Annotated in this window: 22 protein-coding genes and 3 pseudogenes; 12 read left to right on the top strand and 13 right to left on the bottom strand. The window is 62.0% G+C overall.

What is annotated here, in order from left to right:
* Both PYR71_RS08650 and PYR71_RS08645 read right to left on the bottom strand, forming a co-directional pair.
* Positions 1-1,611 carry an ABC transporter substrate-binding protein gene (locus tag PYR71_RS08650; protein WP_275619005.1) on the bottom strand — a complete coding sequence of 537 codons (1,611 nt, stop codon included), beginning with the start codon at positions 1,609-1,611 and terminating at the stop codon, positions 1-3.
* Between the two features lie 158 nt (positions 1,612-1,769).
* Entirely contained in the window at positions 1,770-2,810 is a 1,041-nt protein-coding gene (locus PYR71_RS08645) for a substrate-binding domain-containing protein (RefSeq protein WP_275619004.1), read from the bottom strand.
* Positions 2,811-2,947: 137 nt separating this feature from the next.
* Between PYR71_RS08645 and PYR71_RS08640 the strand changes: the two genes are divergently transcribed.
* From PYR71_RS08640 to msrA, 8 genes are all read left to right on the top strand, one after another.
* A complete protein-coding gene (locus PYR71_RS08640) occupies positions 2,948-3,979 on the top strand; it encodes a Gfo/Idh/MocA family protein (protein WP_275619003.1) in 1,032 nt (343 codons plus the stop codon).
* An 11-nt stretch (positions 3,980-3,990) separates the two neighbouring features.
* Entirely contained in the window at positions 3,991-4,890 is a 900-nt protein-coding gene (locus tag PYR71_RS08635; protein ID WP_275619002.1) for a sugar phosphate isomerase/epimerase family protein, read from the top strand.
* Positions 4,891-4,993: 103 nt separating this feature from the next.
* Positions 4,994-6,256, top strand: coding sequence for an ABC transporter substrate-binding protein (locus PYR71_RS08630; protein ID WP_275619001.1), 1,263 nt, complete (start codon positions 4,994-4,996; stop codon positions 6,254-6,256).
* Positions 6,257-6,322: 66 nt separating this feature from the next.
* Entirely contained in the window at positions 6,323-7,231 is a 909-nt protein-coding gene (locus PYR71_RS08625) for a carbohydrate ABC transporter permease (protein WP_183916745.1), read from the top strand.
* Positions 7,232-7,234: 3 nt separating this feature from the next.
* A complete protein-coding gene (locus tag PYR71_RS08620) occupies positions 7,235-8,122 on the top strand; it encodes a carbohydrate ABC transporter permease (protein ID WP_183916747.1) in 888 nt (295 codons plus the stop codon).
* Between the two features lie 61 nt (positions 8,123-8,183).
* Positions 8,184-9,260: an ABC transporter ATP-binding protein gene (locus PYR71_RS08615; protein WP_275619000.1), complete on the top strand. Its 1,077-nt coding sequence runs from the start codon at positions 8,184-8,186 to the stop codon at positions 9,258-9,260.
* Between the two features lie 86 nt (positions 9,261-9,346).
* On the top strand, positions 9,347-10,180 hold the full coding sequence (locus tag PYR71_RS08610; protein WP_275618999.1) for an inositol monophosphatase family protein: 834 nt from the start codon (positions 9,347-9,349) through the stop codon (positions 10,178-10,180).
* Between the two features lie 130 nt (positions 10,181-10,310).
* Positions 10,311-10,820, top strand: a complete 510-nt coding sequence (gene msrA, locus PYR71_RS08605) for a peptide-methionine (S)-S-oxide reductase MsrA (RefSeq protein WP_275618998.1) — start codon at positions 10,311-10,313, stop codon at positions 10,818-10,820.
* 158 nt (positions 10,821-10,978) lie between these two features.
* Here the strand turns inward: msrA and PYR71_RS08600 are convergent, their stop codons facing one another.
* The 6 genes from PYR71_RS08600 to PYR71_RS08575 are packed head-to-tail and all read right to left on the bottom strand — an operon-like array spanning position 10,979 to position 18,208.
* A complete protein-coding gene (locus PYR71_RS08600) occupies positions 10,979-12,268 on the bottom strand; it encodes an amidohydrolase family protein (protein ID WP_275618997.1) in 1,290 nt (429 codons plus the stop codon).
* Positions 12,269-12,291: 23 nt separating this feature from the next.
* Positions 12,292-13,236 carry an ABC transporter permease gene (locus PYR71_RS08595; protein WP_183916752.1) on the bottom strand — a complete coding sequence of 315 codons (945 nt, stop codon included), beginning with the start codon at positions 13,234-13,236 and terminating at the stop codon, positions 12,292-12,294.
* Positions 13,233-14,282, bottom strand: coding sequence for an ABC transporter permease (locus PYR71_RS08590; protein WP_275618996.1), 1,050 nt, complete (start codon positions 14,280-14,282; stop codon positions 13,233-13,235). The genes PYR71_RS08595 and PYR71_RS08590 overlap by 4 nt, the downstream gene beginning before the upstream one ends.
* Positions 14,272-15,804 carry an ABC transporter ATP-binding protein gene (locus PYR71_RS08585; RefSeq protein WP_275619073.1) on the bottom strand — a complete coding sequence of 511 codons (1,533 nt, stop codon included), beginning with the start codon at positions 15,802-15,804 and terminating at the stop codon, positions 14,272-14,274. The genes PYR71_RS08590 and PYR71_RS08585 overlap by 11 nt, the downstream gene beginning before the upstream one ends.
* Positions 15,801-17,213: an amidase gene (locus PYR71_RS08580; protein WP_275618995.1), complete on the bottom strand. Its 1,413-nt coding sequence runs from the start codon at positions 17,211-17,213 to the stop codon at positions 15,801-15,803. Before PYR71_RS08580 ends, PYR71_RS08585 begins: the two co-directional genes overlap by 4 nt.
* Before the next feature lie 8 nt (positions 17,214-17,221).
* The gene (locus tag PYR71_RS08575) at positions 17,222-18,208 is read right to left on the bottom strand and encodes a BMP family protein (RefSeq protein ID WP_275618994.1); all 987 of its coding nucleotides are present in this window, start codon (positions 18,206-18,208) and stop codon (positions 17,222-17,224) included.
* 337 nt (positions 18,209-18,545) lie between these two features.
* Between PYR71_RS08575 and PYR71_RS30815 the strand changes: the two are divergent.
* The 3 genes and pseudogenes from PYR71_RS30815 to PYR71_RS08560 form a co-directional block, all read left to right on the top strand.
* Positions 18,546-18,656: pseudogene (locus PYR71_RS30815) on the top strand (CDP-alcohol phosphatidyltransferase family protein); the annotation flags it as partial.
* Between the two features lie 101 nt (positions 18,657-18,757).
* Positions 18,758-19,378 (top strand): lysophospholipid acyltransferase family protein, encoded by a 621-nt coding sequence (locus PYR71_RS08565; RefSeq protein WP_275618993.1) that lies wholly within the window; start codon positions 18,758-18,760, stop codon positions 19,376-19,378.
* Positions 19,375-20,304 (top strand): phosphatidate cytidylyltransferase, encoded by a 930-nt coding sequence (locus tag PYR71_RS08560; RefSeq protein ID WP_275618992.1) that lies wholly within the window; start codon positions 19,375-19,377, stop codon positions 20,302-20,304. The genes PYR71_RS08565 and PYR71_RS08560 overlap by 4 nt, the downstream gene beginning before the upstream one ends.
* Before the next feature lie 28 nt (positions 20,305-20,332).
* Here the strand turns inward: PYR71_RS08560 and PYR71_RS08555 are convergent, their stop codons facing one another.
* The 3 genes and pseudogenes from PYR71_RS08555 to PYR71_RS08545 all read right to left on the bottom strand — a co-directional run.
* On the bottom strand, positions 20,333-20,656 hold the full coding sequence (locus tag PYR71_RS08555; RefSeq protein ID WP_183916759.1) for a chaperone modulator CbpM: 324 nt from the start codon (positions 20,654-20,656) through the stop codon (positions 20,333-20,335).
* A 2-nt stretch (positions 20,657-20,658) separates the two neighbouring features.
* Positions 20,659-21,573, bottom strand: a complete 915-nt coding sequence (locus PYR71_RS08550; protein WP_183916760.1) for a DnaJ C-terminal domain-containing protein — start codon at positions 21,571-21,573, stop codon at positions 20,659-20,661.
* A 139-nt stretch (positions 21,574-21,712) separates the two neighbouring features.
* A pseudogene (locus tag PYR71_RS08545) lies at positions 21,713-21,829 on the bottom strand (universal stress protein); the annotation flags it as partial.
* Positions 21,830-21,971: 142 nt separating this feature from the next.
* Between PYR71_RS08545 and PYR71_RS08540 the strand changes: the two are divergent.
* Positions 21,972-22,774: pseudogene (locus PYR71_RS08540) on the top strand (NAD(P)-dependent oxidoreductase).
* Positions 22,775-22,840: 66 nt separating this feature from the next.
* On the opposite strand, the gene PYR71_RS08535 reads toward PYR71_RS08540, so the two are convergent.
* Both PYR71_RS08535 and PYR71_RS08530 read right to left on the bottom strand, forming a co-directional pair.
* On the bottom strand, positions 22,841-23,665 hold the full coding sequence (locus PYR71_RS08535; protein WP_275618990.1) for a phosphoenolpyruvate hydrolase family protein: 825 nt from the start codon (positions 23,663-23,665) through the stop codon (positions 22,841-22,843).
* Complete coding sequence (locus PYR71_RS08530) at positions 23,662-24,873, bottom strand: Tm-1-like ATP-binding domain-containing protein (RefSeq protein ID WP_275619072.1); 1,212 nt, start codon at positions 24,871-24,873, stop codon at positions 23,662-23,664. The genes PYR71_RS08535 and PYR71_RS08530 overlap by 4 nt, the downstream gene beginning before the upstream one ends.
* Between the last annotated feature and the right edge of the window lie 120 nt (positions 24,874-24,993).

The following is a 24,993-nucleotide window of genomic DNA, read 5'->3' as shown; positions in this document are numbered from 1 at the left end:
TCACGATTGCAGCACGGTATCGCCCCAGTTCGAGACGGCCCAGCGCGGATTGTTCGCCACGTTGAGGACGGTGTCGCGGGCGACGGTGATGAAGCCCCATTCCGCAACGTTGATCAGCGGCAGATCGGCGACGACGAGCTGCTGGAACTTGCGGTAGAGATCGGTGCGCGTCGCCGTGTCGACTGTTTCGGAGGCCTGCTTGATGATCCTGTCGAGCTCGGGATTGGCATAACCGCCCTGGTTGGAGAAGGGAACGCCATCAGGGGTACCGGACTGAACGAGAATGGTGGTGGAGATCGCCGGATCGCCGCGGAACACCGGCGGGGCGACGGCGAGGTCGAAATCGTGGTCGGTATAAACAGCCTTCTGGTGCGCGGCCGCATCGGCATTGATAATTTCGGCATCGATGCCGATCGCGGCAAGCGCCTGGCGAAGGTAATCGCCGAACTGGCGGGTCTCGTTGAAATAGGGCGCGGGGCGGAGCTTCAGCTTGAAGCGGCTGCCGTCCGCCCCCTTGGCATAACCCGCCTTTTCGAGAATATCGTTGGCGGCCGCCGGATTGAAGTCATAGGTCGCGACATCGGACGTATAGAATTCCGGCGCATTCTTCGGCACCGGACCTGTGGCGGCGGCGGCATAACCGAGGAAGATCGTGTCGACCACGAATTTCTTGTCGATGGCGTGCGCGATCGCCTGGCGGACCCTGAGGTCGGCGAGCTCCTTGCGGCGGTGATTGATCTCGACGACGAGCTGGTAGGTCAAGGCCTCGTAGCCTTTCGAGATCACCTTGATGCCGTCGACCTTGGAGATGCGATCGAGATCGGCCAGCGGCACGGCCGAGAAGGCGGCCAGCTGGATTTCGCCGGCTTCGAGCGCCGCACCCGCCGACGCGCGGTCGGGCAGCACGCGGAAAACGATCTCATCGAGTTTCGGCTGGTCCTTGTCCCAATAATTCTCATTGCGCGTCAGCCGGTAGTATTCGCCGGGTTTGTGTTCGGCAAACTTGAACGGCCCGGTGCCGACGAGCTTGTTATTACCAGGATTGGCGGCGATATCGCTGCCGTCGAAGATGTGTTTGGCGACGACGCTGGTGACGACGGGCAGGGCATTGCGGATGAGCTGGAACGGTGTCGGCTTGGAGAAGCGGAAGATGGCGGTGTAGTCGTCGGGCGTATCGACGGCTTCGAGATTGGCGAAGACCAGGCGCCCGAGATTCTGCAGCGGCTTCCAGATGTTGAGGGCGGAGAAGGCGACATCGACCGAAGTAAACGGCTTGCCATCATGCCAGGTGACGCCGTCGCGCAGCTTGAAGGTGACGGAAAGGCCGTCGGCCGAGCCTTCCCAGGAGGTGGCAAGGCGCGGCGCAAGCCCGTCCTTGCCGTCGAACGAGGCTTCGGCCAGTGGTTCGATCACCTTGCTAGCGATGAAAAAGACACCGTTCGAAGCGACGATGGCAGGGTTGAGGTTCTTGGGCTCGGAATCGGCCGCAACAACCAGTCTCCCGCCGCCAGGCGCGGTCTGGGCGAGCGTCTGGCGGGCGAGCGCCGTCGAGGCTAGCAGCAGAGCAGTGCCCTTCATCAGCGTGCGCCGCGAGATAGATGACACTATCATGACCCCTCCTGATCGATCGAAACCAGCTACCATATTCGGCCCGAAATACCGGTTGGCATAGAGATTAAATTCGAATGATCGGGCTCCGCGAGACATTTTTTGTCACCCAGCCATTATATCCTCTGAGTACTCGCGCGGGAGGCCGAAGCCGGCAACCCTCAGGCATTCGTCAGCCGAAACGCGTCGCTTTCTCCTGCCACCAGTTCGAGTGGCCAGATTCTGTTGCCACCGGCATCGGAATAGAGGGCTCGATAGGCCGGCATGCGGGCGAGCAGCATTTGGCCGAGCGCAACGCCGAGATCGTAGAGCGACATCCGGAAGCAGCTGAGCGAGGGCTGCAGAAACCGGGCGCGCGGGGCATCGCGGAAGCCGATCACCGCAAGATCGCGGCCGGGCAGGACGCCCGATTCCATCAGGCGGCGGTATAAGCCGATCGCCATCAGCTCGTAGATCAGGATCACTGCGGTCGGCCGGTCCTCAAGCAGCAGCAGCTCACGGGCCGCCTGGTAGCCGCCCTGTTCGCTCGATTTGACGCGGATGACGAGCGACGGGTCGAAGGGAAGACCATACTGTTCGAGCGCACGGCGATAGCTCTCGACAAAGACGTAGCCGAGGTTGACCTCGCTCGACGGCGCCGTAATCGCGATCCGGCGGTGGCCGCGCGCGACCAGCCGTTCGACGGCGCGCTCGGCGACGCCTTCGAAGTCAAGGTCGATCCAGGGGAAGTTGCCGGCCGAAAGGCTGCGCCCGACGGCGATGAACGGGATCCTTGCCCGCGAGAGAAAATCGACACGGCGATCGACGCGCTGCATATTGGAGATGATCATCGCATCCACGACACGCCGCGCTACCATGCGCTTCAGATATTCGCACGCGTCTTCATCGCTCGGGCAGGGCAGCAGAAGAAGATCAAGCTTGTGGCGAGTAAAGACATGCTGCAGGCCGCTGGTGACGCCGAGGAAGAAATTGTCAGCGTTTTCGACCGCCTCCGCGCTCGATTCGATCATCAGGCCGATAACCTTCGTCTCTCCTTGTCTCAGGCTGCGCCCCGACTGATTGGCGACATAGCCGAGCGCCTCGGCCGCCGCCAGCACACGACGGCGCGTTTCCTCATTAACATCCGGCCTGCCGTTCAGGGCGCGGGACACCGTGCCGATCGAAATAGCCAGGTGTTCGGCAAGCTGGCGGATTCCCTTCATCGGCTGCGATTCCCTCCTGGGCCGTAAATTTCGCAGGTGGCCTCTATTGACACTGCAAAATGTTTTCGCCTACAGTCGTAAACGTTTACGGAGTGCGTGTCACGAGGAGAGTTGGCGCCATTCCCTCGGAGGAAATCGTGAAATTCAGTGCCATTCTGTGCGGGTGCGGAGCTATGTCCAAAGGTTGGTTGCGCGCCATCGCGTCCAACCCTGATCTCGCCGATACCATCACCATCGTCGGCCTCGTCGACCTCAACCGCAACACGGCGGAACAGCTCGCCGCCGAGTTCGGCCTCGACAGCGTCATCGGTTCGGATCTCTCCGAGGTCATCGCGGCGACGAGGGCCGATCTGGTCTTCGACATCGTCATTCCGTCCGCCCGTTACGATGTCGTGTCGACCGCACTTAAGGCCGGCTGCCATGTGCTCAGCGAAAAGCCGATGGCTGCCTCGCTCGCCGAGGGGACCGCGCTGATCGATCTCGCCGCAGAGACCGGCCGCATCCACGCCGTCATCCAGAACCGCCGCTTCATCTCCGGCATCCGGCGCCTTCGCCGTTTCGTCGACAGTGGCGCAATCGGCGATCTTACCGCCATCCATTGTGACTTCTTCCTTGCGCCGCACTTCGGCGGCTTCCGCGAGGAGATGGACAATGTGCTGCTTCTCGACATGGCGATCCACACCTTCGATGCCGCCCGCTATGTCGCCGACAGGAAGCCGCTCGCCGTTTATTGCGTCGAGCGCAATCCAAAGGGGTCATGGTACCGGCATGGCGCCTCGGCCAATGCCATCTTCGAATTTTCCGACGATATCGTCTTCACCTATCGCGGCTCCTGGTGCGCCGAAGGCGAGCGCACCAGCTGGGAAAGCCAGTGGCGCCTCGTCGGCTCGAAGGGAATGCTGACCTGGGATGGCGAGGAGAGTTTCAAGGCGGCCGTGGCCGACGGCGAGCCCGGCCTCCTGCGCGGAGCTGCCTCCGTAAACGTTCCCGGTCCGGAACACGATGCCGAAACGCACGGCCACGCCAGCGTCATCGCCGATTTCATTGCGGCGATCCGCAGCGGCGGGCAGCCCGAAACGGTCAATTCCGACAATATCAGAAGCCTCGCCATGGTCTTCGGCGCCATCGAAAGCGCCAAGACCGGCCGGCGCATCGAAATTTCAGCATAGGAAGACGTGACGTGAGCAACCCTGCAAAATCCATTCGCATCGGCACCATGGTCAGCGGCAACAAGGGCGATGCCGCCCAGCGCATCGGCCAGATCGCCGATCTGGGCTTCGAGAGCTTCGAGCCCTTCTTCTGGCAGACGACCAAGGGCCAGGACCTCGCCGAGCTCGGCAAACGCTGCCTCGACGCGATCGGCGACCGCGACATCACCATCTCGACGCTCGGCATGTTCGGCAATCCGCTCGAGGAGACTGACATCGATCTCGAAACGCTGCAGGGCTGGAAGGATTGCATCGACAATGCCCATCATTTCGGCGCCACCTGCGTTGCCGGCTTCACCGGCCGCGTCCGCGGCAAGCCGCTGACCGACAGCCTGCCCCGCTACAGAGAGATCTGGAGCGAGCTGGCCAAACGCGCTGCCGACAAGGGCATCAAGATTGCCTTCGAGAATTGCGCCATGGACGGCAACTGGGCAAGTGGCGACTGGAACATCGCCCATAATCCCGACGCCTGGGAACTGATCTTCAACGAGACGCCAGACGATCATATCGGACTCGAATGGGAACCCTGCCATCAGATGGTCTATCTGATCGACCCTCTGCCGCAGATCCGCAAATGGGCGCACAAGTTTTTCCACGTCCACGGCAAGGACGCGACCATCCGCTGGGAGGTCATCAAGGAACACGGCATCTTCGGCAAGGAGAAATTCGTCTTCATGCGCACGCCGGGCTTCGGCGACAGCAACTGGACCGACATCATTTCCGAGCTACGCCTTGCCGGCTGGTCCGGCTCGATCGACATCGAAGGCTGGCACGACCCGGTCTATCGCGACGAGCTCGAAATGACTGGCCAGGTTCACGGGCTCAACTATCTGAAGAAGTGCCGGGGCGGAGATTTCGTTGTTGATCCCTGATCGACCGCCTAAGGTAGGACGCCGTCGGGCTGGGAGGCCCAGCTGCGCCATGACTGACTAACTTGGCCTTTTCGCGGCGCAGCCGCTTTTTTGGGAGGAAAGCATGAAAAGAATTGCAAGACTTGCGCTAGCGCTCGGCACGGCGATGCTGATGACATCAATCGGCCATGCTGAACAGAAGACCTTCAAAATCTGGTGGTTCGAGGAGCCGACCACGGCTCAGGGCATTGTCTGGAAGAAAGCGCTCGAGGAGTTCAAGGCGAAACATCCGGATATCAACGTCAGCTTCGAGCAGAAGACCTTTCAGCAGTTGCAGGCCTCAGGCGGCATGATCCTCAATTCCGATCAGGCCCCCGACGTGCTCGAGTACAACAAGGGCAACGCCACCGCTGGCTTGGTTGCAAGCCAGGGATTGCTGACCAATCTGGACGCTTATGTGAAGAAGGAAGGCTGGGACAAGATCCTTAACGAAGGCGATTTTGTCCTAAGCCGTTATGACGAAAAGGGCATCTATGGCTCCGGTCCTGTTTGGGGCGTTTCTGTCTTCGGCGAATATGTTTCGTGCTTCTACAATATTGACATGTTCGAAAAGGCAGGCCTCAAGCCGCCGACGACGCTCGAAGAGTGGGTCGCCGGCATGGAAGCCTTCAAGCAGAAGGGTGTCACGCCTCTCGCGCTCGGCGCCATCGACACCAGTGGCCAGCACTTGCTTGCCTCTCTCGCCTATACGAAGGCCGACGACGCCTGGGTCCAGAATTATCAGGGTTTGAAGGCTCCCCTCGACGGCGCGCCCTATCTCTATGCGGCGCAGACATTGGTCGACTGGGTCGGCAAAGGCTACATCAGCAAGGACTCCACGGGCATGAAGGACCCGGACGCGGCTCTGCTCTTTACCTCCGGCAAAGCACCGATGTACGTCTCGGGCACGTGGAATCTCGGCACCTTCGCCTCGACCATCAAGGACTTCAAGTGGGGCCAGTTCGTAATTCCGACGCCGAAATATTCGGTCGGCTCGACAGGCAATCTCTGGGTCGTTCCCAAGGGTAGCAAGAATCCTGATCTCGCCGCCGAGTGGATCAGCTTGACCTTGTCGCCGAAGTACCAAGCCGAACTCGGCAATGCCGGCGGCGTGCCGATCGCCGCTGACCTTTCCGCCATCACCAACCCCATCGGCAAGAACGCCGCAGCGGTTTTCAAGCAGATCTCTGACAAAAACGGTCTCGGTTTCTATCCTGACTGGCCGGTCCCCGGCTACTACGACGTGCTCAATCAGAAAGACACGGGTCTTTTCCAGGGCAGTCTGACTGCAGAGCAGTTCGTCGAAGAAATCAAGCAGGTTTACGACGACGCGCAGGAAAATCAGTAGCGCGACCTTGAGCGCTGGGCTGCACCTCTCGCGCAGCCCAGCATGGGAGGCTGAAGGAAGAATGATATGGCCATATCCAGCCAGCGATCGAGCGACGGTTCACGAAGCTATAGCCTTTACCTCGTCCCGGGGGCGATCGGGTTCATTCTGATCGTGCTCATACCCCAGCTTGCTAATCTGGGGCTGAGTTTTACGGCATGGAAAGGCGTGGGCACACCGCGACCGGTCGGCCTGCAGAACTATCATCGTCTGCTCACGGACGATCAATTCTGGGGATCGATGTATCACACGCTGCTGTTCATCGTCTCGATGACCGTGATACCCGTGTGCATCGGCCTGGTGCTGGCCGCTCTGCTGTTCGATTATGTCAGGGACCAATTCGGGGAATGGGTCTCAAGCTTCTTCAGGGCGGGTTTTTACTTACCGCAGATTCTGCCCGTAACGGTTGCGGGCGTCCTCTGGGGCTGGATCCTCAATCCCGTCGGCGTCATCAACACCACGCTAAAGGCCATCGGCCTTGATAATCTCGCCCAGAACTGGATCGGCGATGCGACATACGCGCTTGCCGCCGTCTCGCTCGTCATTGTCTGGATACAAGTCGGCTATTGTCTCGTGGTCTTCATGGCCGGTCTATCGCGCATCGACCCTTCTCTCTACGAGGCTGCCGAGCTCGATGGAGCAAACTGGTGGAGCCGGCTGGTGACGATCACCATTCCGCTTCTGGCGCCGGAGATTTTCGTCGTTGTGCTGACCACGCTGATCGCAGCGCTTAAAGTCTTTGCGCCAATTTTTGTCATCACCGCCGGCGGCCCCGACAATGCCACTCTGGTGCCGTCCTATCTGACTTACTACCACTTCTTCACAACACAGCGCGTCGGCTATGCCGCAGCCATCGCGGTCGTGCAAACGACTCTGACGATCGGTTTGGCAGTGATTTTCCTGCGCTTCCAGAGCCAGCAGGAGGTGAAGGGATAGACCATGGCTTACTCAGTTCTCAGTGACGGTACGACCAAGGCAAAGGCGACGGCGGCATTCGGTCGCGCGCAACGCGACCCCATGCGGTGGGTGGTGCTGGCCATCCTTATTCTGCTCCTCGCCTTTACGCTCTTTCCCTTTTGCCTGGCGCTGCTCAACGCCGTCAAGGCGAGCGCCGAATACGCGGTCGGCGGACCGCTTTCGATTCCCCGGTCGATCGATCTCACGGCGATCGAGAAATTCTGGACGGTGTCCGATTTCAGCCGCAAGCTGCTCAACAGCGTGGTGATCAGTCTCTCAGTTTCGGTGTTGGGGGTGCTGATAAGCCTGTTCAACGCCTATGCGATTGGAGTCGGCAAGGTGCCGGGTTCGCGCGCGATTTTGGTGGTCTTTCTTCTGGGCATCATGGTGCCGCAGGAGTCGATCATTTACCCGCTTTACTACATGGCGAAAGCCAGCGGCCTCTACGATACGCAGCTTTCCGTGATCATCATTTTCGCGGTCCTGCAAAGCGCTTTCGGAACTTACCTGCTCTCGACGGTGCTGAGTACTTTTCCCAAGGAAATCCTCGAAGCGGCCGAGATGGATGGCTCGACCCACTGGAAAACGCTGTGGTTCGTAGTCGTACCCATGTTGCGGCCGACGCTCATGGTCCTCGGAACCTTCTTTTTCATCTGGACTTGGAACGAATTCTTGATCCCGCTCGTCATGCTGGTATCCAACAACAACCAGACAGTCTCGGTCGCCATGGGCCTCACCCGCGGTCAGAACATGTCGGACCCGGTGCTGCAGGCCTCGGCGGCTTTCCTGGGTATAATACCGACCGTGATCTTCTTCTTGATCTTCCAGCGCACGCTAACGCGCGGAATCGCCGCCGGAGCAGTCAAATGACGACGTTTTTCACCCTTGACCATCTCATCGGTCCCGGTTGGGGACCAGCAAGGTTTTCGGTATGAGCCAGGACATCCAAATCGAACTCTTGGGCGTCGAGAAGCACTACGGCGCCTTCCACGCGCTTAAGAACGTCAACCTTTCAATTCCCAAGGGCACGTTCGTGGCGCTGGTCGGTCCGTCCGGATGCGGAAAGTCCACGTTGCTCCGTTCGCTTGCGGGGCTGGAAAAAATTACCGGCGGCACGCTGAAGATTGCCGGTGAGGTGATGAACGACGTGCCGCCCCGCGCGCGCGATATCGCCATGGTTTTTCAGAGTTACGCCCTCTATCCGCATATGACGGTGGAACAGAACCTGACCTATTCGCTGAAAATGCACGGCGTCCCTAAGGCTGAGGCAAAGCGAAAAGCCGAGGAAGTCGCTGTCATCACCGGTCTTTCCCGGCTGCTCGACCGTTATCCGCGCCAGCTTTCCGGGGGCCAACGGCAGCGCGTCGCGATGGGCCGCGCCATTATCCGCAACCCTCAGGCCTTCCTGTTCGACGAGCCGCTTTCCAATCTTGATGCCGCGCTGCGTGTCTCGATGCGCAAGGAAATCCGCGCCCTGCACGACCGGCTGGGCGCCACCTTCGTCTACGTCACCCACGACCAGGTCGAAGCGATGACGATGGCCGACCATGTGGTGGTGATGCGCGACGGCATCATCGAACAACAGGGCGCGCCGCTCGAACTCTACGACCGGCCGGCCAACCGGTTCGTTGCCGGTTTCATCGGCTCGCCGGCGATGAATTTCATTCCCGCGATCGTTGCCGACGACGGAAAGCACCTGGTGGTGGATTTCGGCGCGGTGAAGCAGAAGCTTGCGATAGCACGCGCCGTTGAACCCGGGCGGAAACTCGTCGCTGGCATCCGGCCGGAACATGTCGGCGTCGTCGAGCCCGGGCATGGCAGTTTCGACGTGCCGATCGCCTTCGTCGAATCGACCGGCTCGTCGACCTTCATCAGCGCGGCAACCGAGCCGGAACTGACGATCGTCGAGACGCGGCGCGACAGAGTCAAATCAGGAGACATGATCGGGCTGTCGGTCGATGCGGCCCAGATTCATCTCTTCGATGCATCGACGGACCGGCTGATATAATATCGCGCGAATGGGTATGGGCCTCTGCGAAGGGAATGGCTCCGCACGATTGCGTCCGTCACATCTGCAGCCTCCGGATTTTCTTCATGGCATCCTCCCCGATATTAACGCGTCTTTCCCCGACCGCGTCGTCCCGCCTCCTCGTGCTTGCCGAGGCGGTGGTGAAGGCCGGCGAAACCGCCCGCGTCTCGCTGCGGCGGCGAACCTCTCGGGAAATGCTCGCCAAGGCGCCCCGCGACTATCAGACCGAAATCGATGTCGCCGTCGAGCGGATCATCGTCGACGAAATGACCAAGGCCTTTCCTGATTATGCCATCCAGGGCGAGGAAGCCGTTGGCAACCGCACGGCCGGGCCGGACACGCCGATCATCTACATCGACCCGATCGACGGCACCACCAATTACGCCTGGGGCGTCCCGCATTTCGGCATGACGATCGCCATCGCCGAACGCGGCAGGCTGGTGGCTGGCGTCGTCTATGACGCCATGCAGGACGAGTTGTTCAGCGCCGAGCGCGGCGGCGGCGCCTATCTCAATGGCGAGCGCATCCGCTGCGCCGATGTCGGCGACATCGAAAACGTGCTTATCGGCGCCGGCCTGCCGATCCCCGGCCAGGTCAAGGCGGTCGCCGAAGAAATCTATTTCGACGCCATCAAACGGCTGATGGCCAATACGGCAGGTGTGCGCCGCCTCGGCTCGGCGGCGCTGTCGATCGCCTATGTCGCCTGCGGCCGGCTGGACGGTTTTTTCGAGGATGGGCTTTCGATCCATGATTTCGGCGCCTCGGCGCTGATGGTCGAGGAGGCCGGCGGCATCGTCACCCGGTTTTCCGGTGCTGAGGTCGATGGGCGGGGCGATATCCTTGCGGCCAGCCAGGCGCTGCATCCCTGGCTCAAGGAAGGCTTCCGTATTAAGGCCTGATTTTCCTGAGCCGGCAGCGACTATAGACCTCATCATCTTCCCTTGGCGGCGATAGCGAGGCTGCGCTCATTGCGCCTTATGGAAATTGACGGCTCGGAACACTATCTCTTGGCAAACAAGGAGACACCCAATGACCGAAGAACGTGCAGTGCTCGCCGGTGGCTGCTTCTGGGGCATGCAGGACCTCATCCGCCGCTACAAGGGCGTGATCTCGACTCGTGTCGGCTATACCGGCGGCGACGTGCCGAATGCGACCTACCGCAACCACGGGACCCATGCCGAGGCGATCGAAATCATCTTCGACCCCGCCAAGATCAGCTATCGGGAAATCCTCGAATTCTTCTTCCAGATCCATGACCCGAGCACGCGCAACCGCCAGGGCAACGACGTCGGCACGAGCTACCGCTCGGCGATCTTCTATACCAGTTCCGAACAGGAGCGCGTCGCCAGGGAAACGATCGCCGATGTCGACGCATCCGGCCTGTGGCCTGGAAAGGTCGTCACCGAAGTCGTGCCGGCCGGCGATTTCTGGGAGGCCGAGCCCGAGCACCAGGATTATCTGGAGCGCATCCCGAATGGCTACACCTGCCATTTCGTCCGGCCTGGCTGGAAACTGCCGGCCCGTCAGAAGATCGCCTGATACCGCTCATGGATGCCGGGAGCGACTCCGGCCTGCAGCGTCTGCGCGATTTGCTGGTGGCATATATGACGCCGGAGGGGTGTTTTTCGACTCCCGCGCCGCGCCTGGATCATCACAGCTCGCCGCGCGGCGGGATAGTACGCAGGCGTCCTCGCGTCTCAATAGCGCGGTGCATAATCCCGACCGCCGTCGATCTGCGCCGGGCGCCCGTCCAGGAAAAGCTCGCCGACGCGCGGTGCCGAGCGGGCGATGACCTTCCCGCGGCGGATCACCGCCAGCCGGTTGGGCTTCAGCCGCAGCGCCTCCAGCGTGTCGCTGGCTTGGAGGATGACGAGGTCTGCTTTGCAACCTCTCTCCAGTCCGTAGCCAGCGAGCCCCATCGTCTTCGCCGAATTGACGGTCAGCGCGTCGAAAATCCTCTTCTTGTCGTCGATGCCGGCCATCTGCGCGACATGGATCGCCATGTGGCCTACCTCCAGCATGTCGCCGGACCCCATTGAATACCAGGGATCCATGACGCAATCCTGCCCAAAAGAGACATTCAGCCCGGCATCCATCAGCTCGCGGACCCGGGTCATGCCGCGGCGCTTCGGATAGGTGTCGTGCCGGCCCTGCAGCATGATGTTGATCAGCGGGTTGGGGATCACGTTGATCTCCGCTTCGGCCATCAGCGGGATGAGCTTGGAAACATAATAATTGTCCATCGAATGCATCGAGGTCAGATGCGAGCCGGCGACACTTCCCTGCAGGCCGAAGCGGATGGTTTGCGCGGCCAGCGTCTCAATATGGCGCGAGAGCGGGTCGTCGGTTTCGTCGCAATGCATATCGACCGGCAGGCCGCGCTCGGCGGCGATGCGGCAGAGCGCCTCGACCGACGCCGTGCCGTCATCCATCGTCCGTTCGAAGTGGGGAATACCGCCGACGATGTCGACGCCCATGTCGAGCGCCCGGTTGAGAGCGTCGATCGCCCCCGGCGAGCGGTAATAACCGTCCTGGGGGAAGGCGACCAGCTGCAGATCGATATAGGGCGCGACCCTTTCGCGGACTTCGATCATCGCCTCGACGGTCACCAGTCTGGGATCACTCGTATCGACATGACTGCGGATGAAAAGCAGGCCTTGCGTCACCGCCAGATCGCAATAGCGCAGCGCGCGATCGACCAGTTCCTCCCTGGTCACGATAGGGCGCAGCTCCCCCCAGAGCGCGATGCCCTCCAGCAACGTGCCGGAGACATTCATGCGTGGCAGCCCGAGCGACAGGGTGGCGTCCATATGGAAATGCGGATCCACGAAAGGCGGGCTCACCAGCCTGCCGGTGGCGTCGATTTCCTCTGCCGCCTGCGCCTGCAGATTACGCTCGACGGCGACGATCATGCCGCCCTCGATACCGATATCGATGCCGGTTCGGCCATCGGGGAGATTTGCATTTCTGACGATCAGATCAAACATCGGAACCTCGTTTGAAAGGGCGGCTAGCGTTCGCCGCGCCGATAGGGCTGCATTAGCGCCTGCGGCACGCGGGCGCGGCGGGCCATGATCGCAAGAGCGGCAATGGAAAGGATATAGGGCGTCATCAGGAAGAGCTGATAGGGTACAAGCCCGCTTAACGCCGTTTGCAGCCGAAGCTGAAAGGCATCGAAGAAGGCGAAGAGCAGAGCCCCGAACAGCGCGCGGCCCGGCCGCCAGGAGGCGAATACGACAAGCGCGATGCAGATCCAGCCGCGCCCCTGCACCATGGTCGGAAAGAAGCTGTTGAACGCCGACAAGGTCAGGAAGGCGCCGCCCATTCCCATCAGAGCGCTTCCGGCAACCACCGCGCCGTACCGCACCTTCATTGGATCGACGCCCTGGGCTTCCGCCGCATGCGGATTTTCACCGGTCATGCGGATTGCAAGCCCCACGGGAGTGCGGAAGATGATGTAGGCCATCAGGAGTGCGATAAGGATCGCAAGATAGGTCGGCGCCGTCTGCGTGAAGAAGGCCGGGCCGATGAACGGCAGCGTCGAGAGACCGGGAATGGCGATCGGCTGAAACGGCACGATGGTGGGCGGCGTATTGGCAAGCGGCACGATCAGCCGGAAGACATAATAGCTGAAGCTTGAGGCAAAGAGCGTCACACCGAGACCGGAGACATGCTGCGAGAGCCCGAGCGTCACCGTCAGCGACGCGTGCAGCAGGCCGAAGACGCCACCGGCGACCGCGGCGATCAGCAGGCCGGTCCACAGATCGGCACCATGATAGACGGAAAGCCAGCCGATCATTGCGCCGAAGGTCATGATGCCTTCGATGCCGAGGTTGAGCACGCCGGCCCGTTCGCAGAGCAGGGCTCCAAGCGTGCCGAAAATCAGTGGCGTGGCGATCCGCAGGATTGCCGCCCAGAGCCCGGCGGAGGCGATGATATCGAACAATTGCGTCATCGCCGGATCCTGTATTGCGTAAAGAACAATGCGATCAGCATCGTCAGGAGCGAGAGCGCCACCGTGACGTCGGCAATATAGGTCGGGATGCCGAGACCCCGGCTCATGCCGTCGGCGCCGACGAACATCGTGGCCGTGAAAATGGCGGCGAAGACAACACCAAGCGGATTGAGGTTGGCGAGCATGGCGACGACAATGCCTGCATAGCCGAAACCGGGCGACAGGTCGGTCGTCACGTAGCCCTTGACGCCCATCACCTCGATTGCTCCTGCAAGCCCTGCAAGCCCACCGGAGAGACAGGCGACCTTCACCAGCGTTCTTCCGAGCGGCACACCAGCAAAAACCGCACCGGCAGGGTTAAGGCCCGCGGCCCGCGATTGCATACCAAATATGGTGCGGGACTGGACGAAGTGAACGATGATCGCCAGCACTATCGCGATCGCAAAACCGATATGAAGGCGCGAGCGGGCGATCAGCTTCGGCAGCATGGCGTGATCGCTGACGGATTGCGACTGCGGCCAGCCGAAGGCAAGCGCATCCTTGAGAACGCCGTCGATGAGCATCGAGACGAAAAGCACGGCGATGAAATTCATCAGCAGGCTGGTGACGACCTCATCGACGGAAAAGCGCAGTCTCAGCCACAGCGGGAGTAAAATCAGCACCATGCCGGCGATCGCACCAATCATCAGCAGGAGTGGAATAAGAATGGGTGCCGGAAGATTGCCCAGCAGTTTCGAACTCGCCGCCGCAACGGCGATGGCGCCAAGATAGAACTGGCCCTCGGCGCCGATATTCCAGAGCCGCGCCCGGAAGGCGACGGCAGCGGCAAGTCCGGTCAGCATCAGCGGCGTCGCCCGCGTCAGCGTTTCGGTCGCCGAAAGCCGCGATCCGAAGGCGCCGGTCAGAATGCGCCAATAGGCATCGAGGACAGGCGCGCCGGCGATCGAGATCAGGATGCCCGCCAGCGCAAGCGCCGCGACGACGGCGATAACCGGCGTGACGATTAGCAGGGAAAGCGGGCGGTGTTCGCGGCGCTCAAATCGCATGGCCGGCCTCGCGGGTCTCTTGCCATTCCCCGGCCATCATCAGCCCCAGCCTGCGGGCATCGGCGCCGTCGGCGTCGACGGGCGGCGACAGCCGGCCTCCGACGATCGCCTGTATGCGGTCTGCGAGCGCGATCACCTCGTCAAGATCCTCCGAGATCAGCAGCACGGCAGTCCCCTGCCGGCGGGCTTCGAGCAGGCGCGCATGCACGGCGGCAACGGCGCCTTCATCGAGGCCGCGGGCAGGCTGCGCCGCGATCAGGATGCGCGGCCGCCGATAGAGACTGCGCCCGAGAATGAGCTTCTGCATATTCCCCCCGGAAAGAAGCCGCGTTCGGATTGCCGGGCCGCCACCACGAACATCGAAGCCGTCGATGATCTCGCGCGCAAACGCCATGCCGGCTTTGCGGTTGACGAGACCGTTGCGCGAGAAGGCCGGCGAGGCGATCCGCTCCAGCACGGCGTTTTCCCAGATCGCCATTTCCCCGATCACGCCCTCATGGTTGCGGTCCTCGGGAATGCGGCCGATGCCGGCTTCGACGACATCGGCGACTCCAAGATCGCCGACCGCTTCGCCGAACAGTCTGAGGTCGCCGCCGCTGCGCGCCAGCGTGCCGGAAAGAAGGTGCGCCAGTGCCGCCTGGCCGTTGCCTGAGACGCCGATGATGCCGAGGATCTCGCCCTGATGCAGCCGGAAGCTGATCGATTTCAGACGATCGATGCCGCCGGTTCGTACGGTCACACCTGCGGCCTCGAGTGCAACGGCGCCGGGTGTCGACGGTTCGCGCACGGGCCGTGTTACGCGGTGCCCAATCATCAGCTCGGCGAGTTCCGCCTTGCTGGTTTCTGACGCCCGGCGTTCGGCGACCATCTTGCCTGCGCGCAGCACGACGATGCGGTCAGCCGCCGCCATCACCTCGTCGAGCTTATGTGAGATGAAGATCAGCGACAGGCCCTGGCGGGCCATTTCCTTTAGGGTCGTGAACAGCCGCTCGGCTTCGATGTTGGTCAGCACCGCCGTCGGCTCATCGAGGATCAGAATGCGGGCATCGTTGTAGAGCGCCTTGAGGATTTCCACTCTCTGCTGCTCGCCGACCGAAAGGTCGCCAAGACGGGCATCGGGATCGACTTGCAGGCCGAAGCGTTCCGAAATCGCCAGGAGTTTGTTGCGCGCCGCCGATGTTGCCGATCGCCAGGACCACAGCCCCTCCGTGCCGGTCATGACGTTTTCGAGGACGGTCAGATTGGGCGCGAGCGAGAAATGCTGATGCACCATGCCGACGCCGGCGCGGATCGCCGCGCGCGGCTTGCCCTGCGGCAGCTCGGCACCTTCGATCAGAATTTGGCCGGCATCCGGCACGTAGTGACCGAAAAGGATGCTCATCAGCGTGGTTTTCCCCGCGCCGTTCTCGCCGAGCAGGGCGACGACCTCGCCCCTGGCCAGCGTCATGGAAATATTGTCATTGGCAAGATTGGCGCCGAAACGTTTGCTGACGCCGACAATTTCGAGAACGGGCCCGGTCATGACGGCAACCCCGCCACCGGATAGCGTTGCTGCCATCGCCCCTCCGCCTCCAGGCGTGCCGCAAGCGAGAGAAGCGCCGGCTCGCGACCCATCGGCATCATGAGCTGCACCGGCAGCGGCATGGCGTGCTCATCCTGTCCGAAAGGCAGCGTCAAAGCAGGAAAACCCGAAATATTGGCAAGGCAGGCAAGCGGCGCAAACGCGGTCATCCGCTCCAGATGCAGATCGGTGTCGGTATGATCGGACGGAAAGGAGCCGATCGCAAGAGGCGCGGAGGCAAGCATCGGCATCAGGATGCAGTCGACGGTATCAAACAGCCCCCAGACGGCGTGGCTTACCAGGACAGCATCGTTCAGCGTTTTCCAGAGTTCGATGGCCGAAAGCGCTCGTCCCCGTATGGCGAAAGCCTGCGTAAGGGGCTCGGCCCTGCTTTCATCGAGGGCTGCTGCCTCTATGAGGGCGGTGAGATTGACCGAAATGATATCAGCGAAGGCGCGGCTGCTGGCGGCGACGCTCCATTCGAAATCGGCCCAGGTCAACGGAACGGTGACATATCCGTCCTTCTCGAGCACCCGTGCCGCGTCCTCGACGGCTGCAAGCCGATCACCCTCGGTCGGATAGACCGGTCCGGTGTCGGTCAACAGGCCAATCCGCAAACGGCCGGTGCCGAAACCGGCGGGAGAGGGATCCGGAACGGGTCCGCACGCATTGCCGCTCAGATTGCTGAAGATAAGTGCCGTATCCCGCACCGAGCGGCAGACCGCCAGTTCGCTCGCGATGCCGGCAAGGTGGTTGCCAAAAGAAGGTCCGCCGGGGATGGCGCCGCGGGTCGGCTTCAGTCCGACAAGGCCGCAACAGGCGGCGGGCACGCGGATCGAGCCACCGGCGTCGGTGGCGTGGGCAATCGCGACGATCCCGGCGGCAACCGCTGCCGCTGCACCGCCGGACGAGCCGCCGGCGGTGCGGGCCGGATCGAGCGGGTTGCGACAGACAGGTCCGATTGCCGGTTCGCTGGCGAGCGAAAGGCCAAATTCGGGGCTCGTCGTCAGGCCGAATAGACAAAAGCCGGCGTCGCGGAATCGCGAAGCGAGATCGGAATCGGCCTCGCCGCCCTTTCTCGCGAAGAGGCGGGAACCGGCCGCTACCGGCAGTCCGCGGAAGGGACCGCCAAGATCTTTCGCCAAGGTCGGCACGCCGGCAAAGGGCCGCGCCGAAGAATGCTCGGGCGGGCGCTGCCGCTCCCGGTCGCAGGCCTGCGCTGCAGCGAGACCCATGGCGCCGTCGAGATAGGCGATCGCGCCGAGCGGCTCATGCCGCGCGGCTGCCTCAAGGGAGATCCGCATCGCTTCTGCAGCGCTCAAGCTGCCATGCCTGATCGCTGCCGCAAGTTCCGTCGCGTCGCCCTGCATCAGCCGAACTACTTCGGCTCTTCCATCATCTTCGGCACTTCGAAGGTGCCGGCCTTGATCTCCGCCCGCTTGGCTTCCATCGCGGCCTCCGCCTCGGCAGGCGCAACACCCTTTACGAAGACGATATCGCTGCCGCCTTCCTTCATCAGGCCGTAAGACGTGTAGTTCCTGCCGACCGGCTTGCCGGCAGCGACATCGGCAATCGCGGCATTCAGGATCGGGCGGAAATACCACATGGCGTTGGCAAACACCGTATCGGGATAACGCGGCGTGTAATCGACCAGCGAACCGACCGACTTGATGCCGCGTTCCTTGGCGGCATCGGCCGTGCCGATGCGCTCGCCGAACAGGATATCGGCGCCGGCGTCGATCTGGGCGAGCCCGGCCTCGCGGGCCTTCGGCGGATCGAAGAAGGTGCCGATGAACGAGACCAAGTGCTTTGCGTCGGGATTGACCGCCTTCACGCCTGCGGCAAAGGCGTTGATCAGCATGTTGACTTCGGGGATTGGAATGGCGCCGACTGAACCGACGACATTCGACTTGGTCATCTTACCCGCAAGCATACCGGCCAGATAGGCGCCGTCATGATTCCACGTGCCGAAGACGCCAAAATTGTCGCCGGCCTGCTCGCCGCTCGAACCCAGCACGAAAGCTGTATCGGGATAGTCGGCCGCGACCTGACGGGCCTCCTTCTCAACCGCATAGGCTTCGCCGATAATCAGCTTGTTGCCCTGTTCGGCATATTCACGCATGGCGCGCGGATAATCGGTGCCGGAAACCCCTTCGGAAAAGACATAGTCGATGGCGCCTTCCTTGGCAGCATCCTGGAGGGCCTTGTGAAGACAGGAATTCCAGGCGTTTTCAACCGGCGACGCATGAATGCCGGCAACTTTCAGCGGGGCGGCGGCCCTTGTGAGCGGGGCGAAGCTGGTCACTCCGAGCGCAATGCCCGATGCGATCACTGCCCGGCGTGAAATCAGGATGTCTTTGGTCATCGATTGCTCCCCTTTTTTTACCATCTGGTTTAAAAATCATAGTAGCGCCTAAAAATGTGTCAAGGAGAGAATAGGCTTAAAAATCAGGCTGATCACTCACTGTGCTCTTTCTTTGTACACCGATTTTTCAGCGTCCTGATGGCGTCGCGACTTGGCGCAAGAAACGCGGCGTGGCAGGCTGCATCCCCGCCGCCGCCGTGCTTTTCGGTTGAGATTTCTCGCGTCAAGAAGCACGTCCTTCGCTTCGGGCGAGCGGGCTTGGACCGGATCGCCGGGGGGCTTGGCGCGGCGGCATTGGCAGGGTATGCAGAAGACTATTGGGCTGGGGAAACAATAAATGGGTGAAGAAGGGGCCTCGCGGCGACCGATCGCGAGCCGGTCGTCGTCCTGGGCGATCGCCATGAGCGCGTGGCTGGCGCGCATCGGCGTCACGCCGAACAGCATATCCAGCCATTGGTTGCTGATCCTGACCTCAGCCATCATCGCGGCCGGAAGCCTCGTCATCTGCGTCACGCGCACGATAACGCTTGCCCGTTCGCTGGAGAGACTATGACCGCGCTCATCCGTCGTCTTCTTGTGCTGTTCGTCCGTGTCATGGTCGGCGCCCGAAGCGAGTGGCGGGGCTGCACGCCCGACACGCGCCGCCGCATCTATTTCGCCAATCACAACAGTCATGTTGATACGGTCGCCGTCATGGCCGCCCTGCCATACCAGGTGCGGCGGCTGACCCATCCCGTTGCGGCGCGCGACTATTGGGGTATGAGCGCCCTTCGCCGTTTCATCGCGGAGAAGGGCCTGCGCGCCGTTCTGATCGACCGCAAACCTCTGCCGGACAGCAACCCGCTCGAGCCGCTCGAGCGGCTGCTCGAAGAGGGGCGCTCGATCCTGATTTTTCCGGAAGGCACGAGAAGCGCCACCGAAGAGATCGCACCATTCCGCAGCGGCATCTATCGCCTTGCCTGCCGTTTCCCCGATGTCGATCTCGTACCGATCCATCTCGACAATCTGCAGCGAATCCTACCGAAGGGAAGCATACTGATCGTGCCGATCACCTGCACGGCACGTTTCGGCAAGCCGCTACGCGTAGAACCGGGCGAAGGCAAGGAAGCATTCCTGGCCCGTGCCCGTGCCGCGATCATCGAGCTGGCAGACGGAGGGCGCGTCGCATGACCAGCCTGTTCTCCATCGTCCTTGCCGCGATCCTCGGCCTGCTCGCCGTCGCTTCCGCCATCGGTTTCATTCTGCAGCGGCGCGCGACCGAACCCGGTTCCGTCGCCACCGTCCAGAACCTCAATGCCCGCATCCGTTCCTGGTGGCTCATGGTCGCGATCTTCGGCGGCGCGATCCTGCTCGGCGATGCGGCGGTCGTCATCCTGTTCGCATTCCTGTCCTTCATGGCGCTGCGCGAATTCTGGACGCTGACGCCTTCACGGCGTGGCGACCACCAGGCGCTATTCCTATCCTTCTTCGTCGTCCTGCCGCTGCATTACGTGCTGCTCGGAACGTTGTGGTACGGCCTCTTTGCGATCTTCATTCCCGTATATGCCTTCCTGATCCTGCCGGCGGTGGCGACGCTCACGGGCGACGTCAATGAATTCCTGGCGCGGACTGCCAGGGTGCAATGGGGATTGATGCTGACGGTCTATTCGATCAGCCATGCGCCCGCACTGCTTATGCTTGAGACTGGCACGCCCTCAGCCCTTCTCCTCGTCTATCTCGTCATCGTCGTGCAGCTCAGCGACGTCTTCCAGTACGTCTGGGGCAAGCTTCTCGGAAAACATCGTTTCTCGCCGAACATCAGCCCCTCGAAGACACTCGAAGGCCTGATCGGCGGCGGCGCCTCGGCCATCCTCGTCGGAACGCTGCTCTATCGTCTGACGCCGTTCTCACCCCTGCAGGCGGCAGCCATCAGCACGGTCATCGTCGTCGCCGGCTTCTTCGGCGGCTTCGTGCTCTCCGCGATCAAGCGCGATCTCAACGCCAAGGACTGGGGCTATGTGATCGAAGGCCATGGCGGCGTGCTGGATCGGCTGGATTCCATCACCTTCGCCGCGCCGCTGTTCTTCCATATCGTCCGCTACTGGTTCACCGCGTGAGAAATATCCGCCTGATGCGGCTGGCTCCTCAAAACCGGTCTATTTCCTCAAGGCTTTCGATGAGCCGCTGCTGAACCTCCCGCTCTTGCCGGCCGATGGCCGTCACCAGCTTGCTCATCGTTCCCCGCAGCGTGTGCAGCTGATCTACGAGATTCATGACGACATCGACCCCGGCTTCGTTGACACCCATATTGCCGATGAGATCGAGGATGAGCCGGCCGCGGGCGACATCGGCCTCGCGAAACTGCCGACCTTCTCCTGACATCTCCGGGATCAGCCAGCCCCTTTCGACCCAGAAGTCGAGCTGGACGACATCGATTTTCAAGTAAAGACGGAACTCATGATCATCCACGATCAGGCCTCCATATTCTTCCTCGCATCGTATGGATTTGCCGCCGCCCATTCCTTAACCAGGGAGGTCAGCCTTTCGTCTGGATTATCGGGCAGCACAATCTTCAAGGAGACATAGACGTCGCCGTGTCCGCCGCCGCGTTTTGGGACGCCCTTGCCCCTGAGACGCAGGACCTTGCCCGTATTCGAGTGCGGCGGCAGCGTCACGTTGACAGGTCCCGAAGGTGTCGGCACGCGGACCTTGCTGCCGAGCACCGCCTCGCCAAGCGAGATCGGCAGTTCCAGGCGGATGTCGTCGCCGTCGCGCGTGAAGAAGCGGTGGGGCCTCACCCGGATTTCGATAAGGGCATCGCCCGGCGGCCCACCTCCAAGGCCTGGTTCACCTTTGCCACGCAGCCGCAAGGTCTGGCCGTCTCGGGTTCCGGGCGGGATCTGGACATCGAGCTGCGGCCCGTCCGGCAGCTTGATCTCGGTCCTGGTGCCGTTGACGGCCTCGAGAAAGTCGACCTCCATGGAGAAACGCCGATCCTGGCCTTGGCTGCGCATCCTGCCGCCGCCGGCGCGGCGCGAAAAGAAATTGGCAAAAGTATTGTCGATATCGGCGAAATCGGCGAAACCGGAATTGTTGCGATAAGGATCATTGGCACCGCTCGCCGAGGCATAGTCACGGTAATAGCTACGCTGCGCCCGCTCGGCGCCCGTCATATCGATCTCGCCGCGGTCGAAACGTCGCCGCTTCTCTTCGTCGCTCAAAATTTCGTAGGCGGTCGAAATATCCTTGAATCGGTCCTCGGCCTTTTTGTCGCCGGGGTTAAGGTCGGGGTGAAGTTTCTTGGCGAGCTTGCGGAACGCGCTCTGAATATCCTTCTGCGTCGCGTCCCGCTTCACGCCCAGAAGCTCATAGGGATCCTGGCTCATGCATATCTCCGGTCGGGCAGTCCATGCTGCCGGTTGGCTTGGCATTGATATAGGTTGCCGGGCCGCCGCCGGGGAGGGGCAACCCACGGGGTACCTCAAGCCGGTGATCCTGTGATCGGTGGCGGGAACTTGCCAGAGGTCAGAGCAGGGCAGTGTCTTCAGTTTGCAGCGCGGCGCCCTTATGCGCTTGGGCTAAACGCCGATCGACGAGAACTGAGCATCCCGCATGACGCACGATCTTCTCGACGATTGAGGAGTCCGTCAGTGAAGGGGCGGCGTGCACGGGAAGACCGTCGCCCGCTTTCAACACGAGCATCCTGCCGCCTTGTCGCAGTTGACGGCGGTCCGATCGGCGATAGCTCTGATGCGATGTCGTCGTCACGCTATAGGGGTTTCACATGCCGAATTTCGCAATTATCGGAGCGGGCTCAATGGGAAGCGCTGTCGCCAGACGGCTGATCGACCAGGGCGCCACGGTGCTGACTTGCCTCGAAGGCCGGAGCGAGGAGACGATCGCGCGCGCCATCGTTCCGCCGGCGGAAGCGGTCGGCGTCGCCGAATTGGTCGCGAAGATGACATCGGGGATGCCGGCGCCGCCGCCCTTTATCGACCTCAATGCGATCGCGCCAAAAACCATGCAGGCCGTGGCGGCGCGGTTCAATGGCAGCCGGGTAGAGGTTCTCGACGGCGCCATCATCGGCGGGCCGCCGGTTCCCGGCAAATCAGGACCGGCCATCTATATCAGCGGCGATAGCGGGGAGCGAAGCAGGCGGCTCGAAGATTACGGCTTGCGGGTTCGCAAGCTCGACGGCCCGCTCGGCGCGGCTTCGGCGCTGAAGATGTGTTATGCCGGCATGAACAAAGGCTTTATCGGACTCGGCACCGCAGTGCTGCTGGCCGCATCTCGTTCCGGTGCTGCCGAAAGCCTGAAGGCCGAACTCGCCGAGAGCCTTCCCGACGTTGACCGCAAGCTGACGAAATCCATTCCCGACATGTATCCGAAAGCCTATCGCTGGGTCGCCGAAATGCAGGAGATCGCCGACTTCCTGGGAAAGGACGATCCGGCAGCGGAGATTTTTCGCGGCATGGCAGGGGTCTTCTTGCGGCTGGCCGACGACGTGAAGGGCAGCCGCGCGCTGGTAGGCAGCTGGACGAGATCCTTGGCTCCCCGGAAAGCGCCGACGCGATGGTCATGCCCTGACCGCCTTTGCTGCCGGCGCCCCACCTTGGAGGCGCCGGCAGCTGGCGTGGCCAGTCCAAGCCGCGCCTAAATCTTTACAAAATCCTCGACCTGTACCCTGATCGCGATTTCGGTCGGCAATCGCTCCATCGAACTTGCGCCGTAGAAGCCGTTGCATCCCTTGCAGCGGGCGAGCACGTATGCGGCATCCGCGGGCATAGCAATCGGCCCGCCGTGGCAGAGCACGATGACGTCGTCGCGCACGCATCTGGCGGCATCCGTCCAGGCGTTGATCTTCTCCACGCATCCGTCGAGCGTCAACGCCGTTTCGGCGCCGATCGCACCGCCTGTGGTCAGGCCGAGATGGCAGACGACGATGTCAGCGCCGGCCCGGGTCATGGCAACGGCGTCCTCAGCACTGAAGACATAGGGCGTCGTCAGCATGTCCTTGGCGTGGGCGCGGGCGATGATGTCGATCTCGAGATCGAAGCTCATGCCGGTTTCTTCGAGATTAGCGCGGAAGGTGCCGTCAATCAGCCCGACGGTGGGAAAATTCTGTATGCCGGCAAAACCCATCGCCTTCAGCTCGTCGAGGAAGTGATCGGGCAGCATGAAGGGATCGGTGCCATTGACGCCGGCCAGCACCGGCGTGTGGCGCACGACGGGCAGAACCTCGCGGCCCATCTCCCTGACGATGTCGTTGGCATTGCCATAGGCGAGCAGGCCAGCCAGCGAGCCGCGTCCGGCCATGCGGTAGCGCCCGGAATTGTAGATCACGATCAGGTCGATGCCGCCGGCCTCCTCGCTCTTGGCGGAAAGCCCGGTGCCGGCGCCGCCGCCGATGATCGGCTGGCCCTCGGAGATCTTGCGGCGAAGCCTGTTGAGAATGTCGTTTCTATCGATACGGGTCAAAACTCCCTCCTTGAGGTATGGATGTCATGAAAGTTGGCGACGAGTGCCGCGGCGAATTCCGGGCTGTTGATATGGGCGTCTATCTCGATGAGGCGCCTGTTCGGCGCATCGCGCCAGCCGTCTCGGATGGCGGCAAACAGCGCCGCGTCGGCTTCAGGATCGTGGAACGGCTGACCGGCGGCGTCGATGGCCGAAACGCCGTGGAGCGGCAGCAAGAAACGGACCGGACCCTGCATCCGGTTCAGCCGTTCGACGATGAAGGCGCCGATTCGGCCGTTTTCCTCCGGTGTGGTGCGCATCAGCGTCACCTGCGCATTATGGACGTGAAGCCTGCGGTCGCGGAAAGGCGCCGGCACGGTTTCCCGCGCGCCAAAATTCACCATGTCGACGGCGCCGACCGAGCCGACATAGGGTAGGCCGGTGCGGATGACGGCGCCGAAGCGATCTTCGGTCGCCGGAAAAACGCCGCCGACAAGGAGATCGGCGACCTCCGTCGTCGTCACGTCAATCACGCCCTGCAGCAGGCCGGAATCGGCAAGTTTTTCCATCGACTGCCCGCCGACACCGGTCGCATGGAAGACGTAGATTTCGTGCATTTCGCCGAGCATCTCACGCACCTGCGTGACGCAGGGGGTGGTAACGCCGAACATGGTCATGCCGATGCCCGGCCGATCATCGCTCGAAGTGGGGATGGGGTTGCGAGCCATGCCGGCCGCCGCGTTCGCCGCATTGCCGATCACCCGGCGCGAAATCGCGTTCAGGCCGGCGACATCGACGACCGAGTACATCATGGTGAGATCGTTCGGCCCGACATAGGGCGCGACATTGCCGGAGGCGACCGTCGAGACCATCAGTTTCGGCAGGCCGATGGGAAGTGCCCGCATCGCTTCCGTCACCAGCGCGGTATTGCCGGTTCCGCCGAGGCCGAGTACGGCGCCTACGTCATCCCGCGATTTGAGGAATGCGGTTAGCGCCTTGGCCATGGCCGAAACCGCCGTTCCCCGGTCCGTCTGCCCGAGCACGGCCGCCGCACCCTCCGGATGGAATTCGGCGACTTCGCGCGACCGGACATTGGCGCCAGCACCCTCCCCAAGCGTACCAACATCGACCAGCACGGCATCGGCGCCGGCCAACAGAACCATCTCCTTGGCGTAATTCAGTTCTGCGCTTTTGGTGTCGCAGGTGCCGACGATAAAGACCTTCCCTATTGCTTTTCCTCCGCTTTCTGATTTTTCCTGTGAGCTTTTGACAAAATTCCCGTTTTTGTATTTTCCATATTGTATATTCTTTCGCATATTGCATACTTAAGCCCTCAACGCCAGACGGAA

The sequence above is a fragment of the Rhizobium mulingense genome (assembly GCF_029194105.1).
Taxonomy (GTDB): domain Bacteria; phylum Pseudomonadota; class Alphaproteobacteria; order Rhizobiales; family Rhizobiaceae; genus Rhizobium; species Rhizobium mulingense.
This window is presented reverse-complemented; position numbering and strand designations above follow the sequence as displayed.

What these genes read in the sequence shown, in the direction of transcription:
- PYR71_RS08650 (WP_275619005.1), bottom strand. Translation starts at nt 1,611, where the DNA reads ATGATAGTGTCATCTATCTCGCGGCGCACGCTGATGAAGGGCACTGCT.
- PYR71_RS08645 (WP_275619004.1), bottom strand. Translation starts at nt 2,810, where the DNA reads ATGAAGGGAATCCGCCAGCTTGCCGAACACCTGGCTATTTCGATCGGC.
- PYR71_RS08630 (WP_275619001.1), top strand. Translation starts at nt 4,994, where the DNA reads ATGAAAAGAATTGCAAGACTTGCGCTAGCGCTCGGCACGGCGATGCTG.
- PYR71_RS08625 (WP_183916745.1), top strand. Translation starts at nt 6,323, where the DNA reads ATGGCCATATCCAGCCAGCGATCGAGCGACGGTTCACGAAGCTATAGC.
- PYR71_RS08620 (WP_183916747.1), top strand. Translation starts at nt 7,235, where the DNA reads ATGGCTTACTCAGTTCTCAGTGACGGTACGACCAAGGCAAAGGCGACG.
- PYR71_RS08615 (WP_275619000.1), top strand. Translation starts at nt 8,184, where the DNA reads ATGAGCCAGGACATCCAAATCGAACTCTTGGGCGTCGAGAAGCACTAC.
- PYR71_RS08610 (WP_275618999.1), top strand. Translation starts at nt 9,347, where the DNA reads ATGGCATCCTCCCCGATATTAACGCGTCTTTCCCCGACCGCGTCGTCC.
- msrA (WP_275618998.1), top strand. Translation starts at nt 10,311, where the DNA reads ATGACCGAAGAACGTGCAGTGCTCGCCGGTGGCTGCTTCTGGGGCATG.
- PYR71_RS08600 (WP_275618997.1), bottom strand. Translation starts at nt 12,268, where the DNA reads ATGTTTGATCTGATCGTCAGAAATGCAAATCTCCCCGATGGCCGAACC.
- PYR71_RS08595 (WP_183916752.1), bottom strand. Translation starts at nt 13,236, where the DNA reads ATGACGCAATTGTTCGATATCATCGCCTCCGCCGGGCTCTGGGCGGCA.
- PYR71_RS08590 (WP_275618996.1), bottom strand. Translation starts at nt 14,282, where the DNA reads ATGCGATTTGAGCGCCGCGAACACCGCCCGCTTTCCCTGCTAATCGTC.
- PYR71_RS08585 (WP_275619073.1), bottom strand. Translation starts at nt 15,804, where the DNA reads ATGACCGGGCCCGTTCTCGAAATTGTCGGCGTCAGCAAACGTTTCGGC.
- PYR71_RS08580 (WP_275618995.1), bottom strand. Translation starts at nt 17,213, where the DNA reads ATGCAGGGCGACGCGACGGAACTTGCGGCAGCGATCAGGCATGGCAGC.
- PYR71_RS08575 (WP_275618994.1), bottom strand. Translation starts at nt 18,208, where the DNA reads ATGACCAAAGACATCCTGATTTCACGCCGGGCAGTGATCGCATCGGGC.
- PYR71_RS08565 (WP_275618993.1), top strand. Translation starts at nt 18,758, where the DNA reads ATGACCGCGCTCATCCGTCGTCTTCTTGTGCTGTTCGTCCGTGTCATG.
- PYR71_RS08560 (WP_275618992.1), top strand. Translation starts at nt 19,375, where the DNA reads ATGACCAGCCTGTTCTCCATCGTCCTTGCCGCGATCCTCGGCCTGCTC.
- PYR71_RS08550 (WP_183916760.1), bottom strand. Translation starts at nt 21,573, where the DNA reads ATGAGCCAGGATCCCTATGAGCTTCTGGGCGTGAAGCGGGACGCGACG.